12 protein-coding genes are annotated in these 8,189 nt (G+C 39.6%); 5 read left to right on the forward strand and 7 right to left on the reverse strand.

The features are described from left to right. A partial coding sequence (locus ACIQ32_RS10625) for a GNAT family N-acetyltransferase (protein WP_396195667.1) occupies window positions 1-655 on the forward strand: 655 nt, incomplete at its 5' end. A 47-nt stretch (window positions 656-702) separates the two neighbouring features. Here the strand turns inward: ACIQ32_RS10625 and ACIQ32_RS10630 are convergent. The 7 genes from ACIQ32_RS10630 to ACIQ32_RS10660 all read right to left on the reverse strand — a co-directional run bounded on the left by ACIQ32_RS10630 (window position 703) and on the right by ACIQ32_RS10660 (window position 4,720). Continuing rightward, on the reverse strand, window positions 703-1,107 hold the full coding sequence (locus ACIQ32_RS10630) for a DUF805 domain-containing protein (RefSeq protein WP_396195668.1): 405 nt from the start codon (window positions 1,105-1,107) through the stop codon (window positions 703-705). Between the two features lie 147 nt (window positions 1,108-1,254). Further along, window positions 1,255-2,049, reverse strand: a complete 795-nt coding sequence (locus ACIQ32_RS10635; protein WP_396195669.1) for a M48 family metallopeptidase — start codon at window positions 2,047-2,049, stop codon at window positions 1,255-1,257. Then, window positions 2,046-2,498, reverse strand: coding sequence for a DUF4870 domain-containing protein (locus ACIQ32_RS10640; protein WP_396195670.1), 453 nt, complete (start codon window positions 2,496-2,498; stop codon window positions 2,046-2,048). The genes ACIQ32_RS10635 and ACIQ32_RS10640 overlap by 4 nt, the downstream gene beginning before the upstream one ends. Continuing rightward, on the reverse strand, window positions 2,495-2,899 hold the full coding sequence (locus tag ACIQ32_RS10645) for a DUF2752 domain-containing protein (RefSeq protein ID WP_396195671.1): 405 nt from the start codon (window positions 2,897-2,899) through the stop codon (window positions 2,495-2,497). Before ACIQ32_RS10645 ends, ACIQ32_RS10640 begins: the two co-directional genes overlap by 4 nt. 6 nt (window positions 2,900-2,905) lie before the next feature. Beyond that, the gene (locus ACIQ32_RS10650) at window positions 2,906-3,247 is read right to left on the reverse strand and encodes a TM2 domain-containing protein (protein WP_396195672.1); all 342 of its coding nucleotides are present in this window, start codon (window positions 3,245-3,247) and stop codon (window positions 2,906-2,908) included. 82 nt (window positions 3,248-3,329) lie between these two features. Continuing rightward, window positions 3,330-3,731: a hypothetical protein gene (locus ACIQ32_RS10655; RefSeq protein WP_396195673.1), complete on the reverse strand. Its 402-nt coding sequence runs from the start codon at window positions 3,729-3,731 to the stop codon at window positions 3,330-3,332. A 23-nt stretch (window positions 3,732-3,754) separates the two neighbouring features. Next, complete coding sequence (locus tag ACIQ32_RS10660; protein ID WP_396195674.1) at window positions 3,755-4,720, reverse strand: 2-hydroxyacid dehydrogenase; 966 nt, start codon at window positions 4,718-4,720, stop codon at window positions 3,755-3,757. Between the two features lie 161 nt (window positions 4,721-4,881). On the opposite strand from ACIQ32_RS10660, the gene ACIQ32_RS10665 reads away from it, so the two are divergent. The 4 genes from ACIQ32_RS10665 (at window position 4,882) to ACIQ32_RS10680 (ending at window position 8,181) form a co-directional block, all read left to right on the forward strand. Continuing rightward, the gene (locus tag ACIQ32_RS10665) at window positions 4,882-5,223 is read left to right on the forward strand and encodes a hypothetical protein (protein ID WP_396195675.1); all 342 of its coding nucleotides are present in this window, start codon (window positions 4,882-4,884) and stop codon (window positions 5,221-5,223) included. A 118-nt stretch (window positions 5,224-5,341) separates the two neighbouring features. Further along, window positions 5,342-6,121: an MbnP family protein gene (locus ACIQ32_RS10670; RefSeq protein WP_396195676.1), complete on the forward strand. Its 780-nt coding sequence runs from the start codon at window positions 5,342-5,344 to the stop codon at window positions 6,119-6,121. A gap of 55 nt (window positions 6,122-6,176) precedes the next feature. After that, window positions 6,177-7,217 (forward strand): cytochrome-c peroxidase, encoded by a 1,041-nt coding sequence (locus ACIQ32_RS10675; RefSeq protein WP_396195677.1) that lies wholly within the window; start codon window positions 6,177-6,179, stop codon window positions 7,215-7,217. Between the two features lie 4 nt (window positions 7,218-7,221). Next, the gene (locus ACIQ32_RS10680; RefSeq protein ID WP_396195678.1) at window positions 7,222-8,181 is read left to right on the forward strand and encodes a transporter; all 960 of its coding nucleotides are present in this window, start codon (window positions 7,222-7,224) and stop codon (window positions 8,179-8,181) included. Window positions 8,182-8,189 lie beyond the last annotated feature (8 nt).

Consider the following 8,189-nt stretch of genomic DNA (forward strand, 5'->3'; position numbering starts at 1 on the left):
CGCTTACCGCATGGGCTTGGGCGCAGAAATTTTCCCGAAATACGGTATCGAAGGCTTTTATTTACAAGACTTATTCCGTTTCGAACCGGAGTTATACGACATGATGTCGAAGTCCATCGAAATGGGGCGCGCCTTTATCGTGAGCGATTACCAGCAAAAACCTATGCCATTGTTCTTATTGTGGAAAGGTATCGTGCATACCACCTTGCGCTATCCCGAACACAAATATTTGATTGGCGGTGTAAGCATCAGCAACCAATTTACCGAATTCTCCAAATCGTTGATGATTGAGTTCATGAAGTCGCATTATTACGATCCGTATGTGGCGCAATACATCAATCCGAAGAAAGAATTCAAAGTAAAATTGAAAGACGCCGACAAGGATTTTGTATTCAATGAAACCGAAGCCGATTTGAATAAATTCGACAAAATCATAGACGAAGTTGAGCCGGGCAGTTTGCGACTTCCGGTATTGATTAAAAAATACATCAAGCAAAACGCACGCGTGGTGGCTTTTAATGTAGATCCGCTATTCAATAATGCTGTCGATGGCTTGATGTACATTCGCATTGCCGATTTACCCGAGAGCACTGTAAAACCGGTTATGGAGGAATTCCAAGCCGAATTGGAACGCAAAGAAAAAAATTATAAATAGAAAAAGCCGGTAATACTACCGGCTTTTTTATGCAATATAATCAGGAATTATTCTACTCCAATCTGACTAATATCCTCTGAACCATCAGCTTTTGGATCCGGTCCGTATTGGTTTTCACCTTGATTACCTTCGGTAAAAAATAATACCAACAGCCAAATAGCTCCGATTAACGGAATCAAAGCAATAAAATAAAACCACCCGCTTTTTCCAACATCATGTAATCTTCTTACTGCTACCGCTAAACCAGGAATAAATGTGGCTAATGCAACCACTAAATACAAATATCCGTAAGGTAGTGGTGAGAAATTAAGCCCTAATGTGCTATCCAAAATAGCAGCAACAATTAAAACAATAAAATTCATTAATGCAAAATACCAATACTCTGATCGGCGTGCTCTGCCGTTAAAATTGGCATAATTTTCAAATACAACTTTTTTGTACCAGTTAAACATAATTAATAGTTATTAGTTAGTCCTACTCTTAAGGATTTTCGGTTACTCCATGGGTTAATAGACTCAAATATAAAGAAATTTTGTAATAATATTATGAAGCTGGGTATTTCTTGAAACAAAAAAAGCAATCTTAAGATTGCTTTTTTGCTATTGTTGTTCGGCTAATTTTTGAAAAGCCTGCCATTCTTTTTCGGTTATAGTAGCTTTGCTTTTGAGTTTCTTTCCTTTAATGTATTCCAAAATATACTGGGCTCGCGCTTCTGATTCCGGATGCGAAGCAATCCAATACATTTCTTTAGGCATTTGGTTTTCGAGTGCCATTTGGTACATAAAATCGGCCAAAGGTTTCGGATCGATATCAGCCGCTATCATGTAATCTACACTGGTTATGTCGGCTTCTTTCTCTAAAGAACGGTCGTAAGCCGAAGAAGATAAGGTTCGGAAAATTTCCTTCAGTACTTCGCCTGCTTTGCCACCGGTGGTAGCCGAAAGCAATACGGAAAATCCAATTTCTTTGGAAAGCTTCTTCATCACGTGTTTGTTTTCAATATGGGCGATTTCGTGTCCTAAAACACCTTGCAATGCTTGTTGGTTTTTGCAATCTACAATCAAACCGGTATAAACCACCAAATGATTATTAGGCAAAGCAAAAGCGTTGATTTCATCTTTTTCTATGATATGAACTTTTAAGGAATCACGCTCAATTCCGTTAGCTTCACATAAAGGATTGATTAATTTATCGAGGGTTTTAACCAAGCTGTCGTTAAGCACTACATCTTCTGTTTTGGCTATTTCATCCCAAATTAATTCTCCCAAAGCGGTTTCTAAATCTTGACCATTCTGCTTCACTTTAAAAAAGGAAACATAGTCTAACTGTGATAAGCCAAACCAAATCAAAAACACTGTAAAGACTATGGCTAATCCTTGTGCTGCTATTTTCATAAGTGTAGCGTTTTAGGTTTACAAATCAAATCTGTTAGTCCGCCAAAGAAGAAGAACTTTATGTGTATGCCTTTTCTAACTTGAACGGCTGCATAAATCGTAGAAATCAATTCGATGATATTAACCACAATTACGGTAAGCACATAAGCAAAATATTCATTGGTAAACTTTACGTCGCCAAACAATATAGAAACCGTCCACCAAAAACTGTAACTGTTCATAAAGAAAAGCGCAAATTGTGACAGCAAGGCTTGTGTACAATGCCATCTTACAAAATAAGGTTTATTCCGATTGGCGATGTAAAAGAAAAAAGTAGCAATCAAATTCAGTATCGGCAACGGCAATCCGGCTACCACGGCTACTAACGACATTAGGTAACTGTTGGAAGCTTTTTCGCATTCGCTGTCGGAAGGTTGATAGGGAAAATTAGTAATTTGTCTTCTTCTCATAAATTTTTAGTGAGGTTCCAATACCATAGGAGTAAAATCAGTAAAATCATCAAAGCGGCAACCCAAGGTTTTCGCATAAAAACTTCGGTCTGTTGGTACTTTTGAAACAAGCTGTCTTTTTGAGTAACCAAATCTGCGGTTATCCATAAAGGAGCAACCACCATTATAAGCAACACTATGATTCCTAAAGGATTTTGTTGCATGGCCTTTAAAACATCCGCTTGTAAAAGCGTTACTACTGCTCTGGTAGTGCCGCAGGACGGACAATTATAACCGGTAACATTCTTAAACCAACAAAGTGTAGTAGTGGAATCTTGCCGATAAAAAATGGTAAAACCGAGATACATAAAACCAACGAAACAAGCCACACCTAACAAAATGTATAACTTGTTTCGGGTCATGTTATTTTAGTATAAAGTGTTTTGGAAAAGCTCCATGTTTTTTTCACGAGTAGCGCCCATTATTAAGAACCAATCAATGATGGTCCAAATGCCAAGGCCTCCACAAGTTAACAACTTTCCTATTCCCAAACCGGTATCTCCGATAAAGAAACGGTCGATTCCCAATGAACCTCCTCCAACGATAGAAATGATCAAAGCGGTGGTTGGATCTTTAAACTGAAGGGTTTGAACCATTCCCCATCTTGACTCATCAAGCGTTAATAATTTTTCTCTAACACCGTGCAAATGATGGGCTTCGAAAAATTTTGAATTCATCATTAAAAACATGTCGACTTTTTGTGCGTCCATAATAAATTATTTTATTGGTTTTGTTAATTGATGGGTCTAATATATAAAATTCTTATAAAAAACCATGCGTTGTACCAAAGTATTATGCCTGCGCTTCTCTTTTGTAAAACACGGTTACCGCCAATAAAAGTATTATTCCTTCCACAGTAAAGAAAAACAAATGGTTGAAAAACTCTTGGGCAATATAACTACAGCCTAGCCCAAAAGCCAACAATCCGATACTCATATATAATACTTGCAATCGAGCTACGTGTTTGCCTTCTTTAATGGGTTTGGCCAAAAAAAACAACCAAATACTCGACAACAACATCATAATCGAAGAATACAACCAAATCATCTGCATCCCTTGAGCCGCAATGGGTTGAATTTCTCCTTTTTGAATATGGTCTAACACGGCCTGCATGCCTAAAAAAGCATGTGGGAAAAATTGAAGGAAAGTCAGCAATCCAACAATAACGACTAAATAGTAACTAACTTTATTCATAATCAAAAGGGTTTAGTTCATATTCAAAAACAATTCGTAATTCCTAATTGAACAATTTTATCCACGATAGTCTGCGCCAGTTTCTCATGACTTTCAAAAGTCCAGCCCGCAATATGTGGGGTTAATAAAACATTTTCGGCTTGCAGTAAATACTCAAAAGCCTTGGGTTTTTCAGTATCGATGAAAAGATTTTCAAACGATAATTTTTCATATTCCAAAACGTCTAATCCGGCGCCAAGAATTTTTCCCGATTCCAAAGCAGCCACCAAATCATCAGTTACCACGTTTTTCCCACGAGAAGTATTAATGAACCAAAACGGTTTAGCAAACGCATTGATAAATTCGGCATTGACCATCTTATCCGTTTCGGGTGTCCAAGGAAGGTGTAAACTCAACACATCGGCTTGGGCTTGTAGTTCTGAAAGGGAAACTTGCCGGGCATTCGCATCGCCTACATTCGGAAGAATATCATGACATAAAACTTCCACCTCAAATCCACGTAGTTTTTTAGCAAACGATTTCCCCATATGGCCATAACCAATAATCCCAACCGTTTTGCCTTCTAACTCATAACCTCTATTGCCTTCGCGGATCCATTTGCCTTCGCGCACTAATCTGTCGGCGCGGTTCAGCTTGTTCATCACCGACAAAAGCATGCCCAAAGCGTGTTCGCCTACTGCATTCCTATTGCCTTCCGGGGCTGCAATGAGATGTATTCCTTTTGCTTTAGCATACTCACAATCAATGCTTTCCAATCCGGCACCAACGCGGGCAATGAATTTTAAATTCGTGGCTTGGTCTAAAAAGTCTTGGTCAATTTTAAACCGACTGCGGATAACAATCCCATGATAATGATGAATTTTGACTTCGATTTCGGTTTTAGAAGAAGTAAAATCGGCTTCATTCTGAAAACCGGCTTGCTCCAATTGGTCCCACAACAAAGGATGATTGCTGTCGATGTGGAGTATTTTGATGTCTCGATTTGGCATAAGTAGCAATTGAGAAGTAAAGTTAGTATTATTAGTTAAAAGCGCTAATAAAAAAACCCTCAAAATTTAACACTAAAAAATATGATATTAATCAGATTTAAATTCGAAAGCTGTCTTAAATTTGCAAAGTGAAAAAATTGATAATCCTAATTTCGCTTGTCATGTTAGTCAAACCGATATTTCCGGTGATTGACTACGTAGTGAATTATGATTATATCGCTAAAGTGCTTTGTGAGAACAAAGCCAAACCGGAACTAAAGTGTAACGGAAAATGTCAGTTGATGAAAGAATTGGCCAAAGCTGCCGAAGAGGAAAAGCCAATTTCACCAACCAAAAAGAATCAAACACAAGAAGCTGAAATCTTGTTTTTTCAAGAAATACCGGCTTTGGTCGCTGAACAAACTTCCATTGTAGCTAAAACTGTTTTAAACAGTCACTATTCAGACCTTTACTTTCACCTCGAAGGTGACACCTTTTTCCACCCACCAACTGTAATTTCTTAATGTTTTTATTACTTCGGTTATTGTTTTTACAGTAGTCGAATGAGTGTACACACTCCAATTATTGCTGAGGCATGGTATTGTCCTAGCTTAACTTTTTATAACATTAATTAAAACAAAAATGAAATTACAATTTAAAAATATAATTGCCGTTTTGGCCATCGCCTTTACTTTTACCGCTTGTTCTAACGATGATGATAATACACCAACCGGAGAAGGCAGCTTAAAATTAGAATTTGACAACGTTTACAAATCGGCCGACTTGGCTTTCAACACCGCTTACACCAATACCAATGGGGAAACCGTTAAAGTAAGTAAAGCCAAATACATCGTGAGCAATATCGTCTTAACCAAAGCCGATGGTACCACTTATACTGTGCCTAAAAGCGAAAGCTATTTTATTATCGATGAGGCTACAGCTGCTTCAACTTTGTTAACGCTCCCTAACATTCCGGCGGCAAATTACACCAAGGTGTCATTTGGTATTGGCGTTGACCAAGAGCAATTTTTATTAGGGGCCGAGGGTCAAGGGAATTTCTTAGCCCAAGCCCAAGCTGCTGGCATGATGTGGTCATGGAGTGCCGGATATAAATTTATCGCTTTTGAAGGTACCTTTACCTCATCAGCTGTTACTACCGATACCACTTTTATGTTGCACACCGGAAAAACAGGAACCGATTACAACTATGCTAACGTAACTTTGGATTTGCCTGAAAATGCCTTGGTTAGAACCAATATTACGCCTCAAGTACACATTATGGCCGACTTAGCGCAGCTAATTGACGGTACCAACAAAATCAACTTTGGCGATGGTGCTATGGTAATGGGCGGCGCCAAATTGGCTTTGGTAACTGCTAATATTGCCAACGTTTTTGAAGTGCACCACGTTCACAACGACTAAAACACAAAAAAGCAGTCGGCCCAAGGCTGGCTGCTTTTTTTAAATGCTTAAAAAGATGAAAACACATTTTTTATGGCTATTCATGCTGCCGTTGTTGTGGAGTTGCTCCAATGATGACAGCGAGGATTACCAAAATATCCCTATAGCTTTTACTGCACCGGCTAATTTCCCGCCTATTGCGTACAATTTTGCCAACAATCCTTTAACCGAAAAAGGATTTGAGTTGGGGAAAAAACTATTCTACGACGGAAGATTGTCTTCCGACGGCACCATTTCTTGTGGTTTCTGCCACATCCAAGAAGATGCTTTTACCCATCACGGCCATACGTTCAGTCATGGTGTGGGCGAAGCCATCGGAACGCGCAACACACCGCCTATACAAAACTTGGCCTACCAAACTACTTTTATGTGGGATGGCGCTACCGACCATTTAGACTTACAAGCGGTTATTCCGCTAACGAGTCCTATTGAAATGAATGGAAATTTTAACGACATTATCGCCATGATGAAAGGCGATGCGACTTACAGAAAACTGTTCAAACAAGCTTTTCCGGATGGCGAAATTAACTCCGAAAATATGCTGAAAGCTTTAGGGCAGTTCATGGTAATGGTCACTTCATCCAACTCCCGATTCGACAAATACCGACGCAATGAAACGGGCGGAACGCTTACCACAGAAGAATTACAAGGCTACGCTTTATTCAACCAAAAATGTGCTTCTTGTCATGCCACGGATATTTTTACCGATAATTCCTTTAGAAACAATGGGCTGCCGGTGAATCCGTCTATCAATGATATAGGACGATACCGCGTAACCGAATTGCCTCAGGACTTGCACAAGTTTAAAGTACCAAGCCTGAGAAACATAGAAAAAACAGCGCCCTACATGCACGACGGCAGGTTTTATACCTTGGAAGCGGTTTTAAACCACTACAGTTCAGGCGTTACAGCTTCTGCTACACTGGATCCTTTATTGCAAAATAACGGCGTGTTGGGTATTCCGTTAACGGATAGCGAAAAAACAAAACTCATCGCTTTCCTAAAAACCTTAACCGACAACCAATACCTAACCGATCCACGTTTTTCTGAATTCTAATACTATGAAAAATTACTTTCTCTTCCTTATGTTGGCATCGGCTTCCCTTATGGCCACCAATAAAGACAGCTTACAATCGCCACCGGTTTTCAAGGCTTTACCGCTTTGGGAATCTTTGAAAGACGATTGCGATGCGTGCGGCTGTTCGGCCAGTGGCGGCAGTATGGGTTTTGCCTCCATGCTCAACAACAACTTTATAGGCTTGCGGTATTTTTACCAAAGTTACCGCAGTAACGATGGTTTATACAGCAACTCGCCTTGGTATGATGAAACATTTAATACGGTACAAGTTTGGAGCAGGATTCCGCTTAGCTCAAAAATACAAGTGTCGGCCTTATTGCCTTATCATTTTCACGAAAGAGCAACAGCCACCGGTAAACAAAGTATTTCCGGTATAGGCGATGTTACGGTGTTGGGCTTGTATGAGATTTACCAAACCAAAAACGACTCAGCTAAATTTAGTCATAAAATACTATTGGGCGCCGGCGTTAAAGTACCTTTGGGTAAGTTTGACGAAGCCAATAACGGCAGTGTTAATCCGAGTTACCAGTTGGGAACCGGAAGTTGGGATTACCTGATTTCGGCCGATTATGTAATCAAACGCAATCGTTTCGGATTGAACACTATGGTCAACTACAATCTTAAAACCGAAAACCAAAAGAACTACCGCTTTGGCAATCAAACCAATTATGCGGCTACTTTTTTCTACTTCCACGAAAGTTCAAAATTTACCTTAGTCCCGCAATTGGGTGTCGCCGGCGAAATTTACGAGAGCAATTCCCAACACGGTCAAAAAGTACGCAACACAGCCGGAAATATCTTGTTGAGTAAAGTGGGTTTTGAGGTGGGTAAAAACAAATTTTCGTTGGGCGCCAATGCCATGATTCCGATCACGCAAAATCTGAATGCCGGCAATGTGGAAGCGCGCTACCGTTGGAGCATTAATTTGAACTACGCGTTGTAACAATTTTT

Origin of the sequence: Flavobacterium sp. (assembly GCF_044373165.1) — a bacterium.
GTDB lineage: Bacteria > Bacteroidota > Bacteroidia > Flavobacteriales > Flavobacteriaceae > Flavobacterium.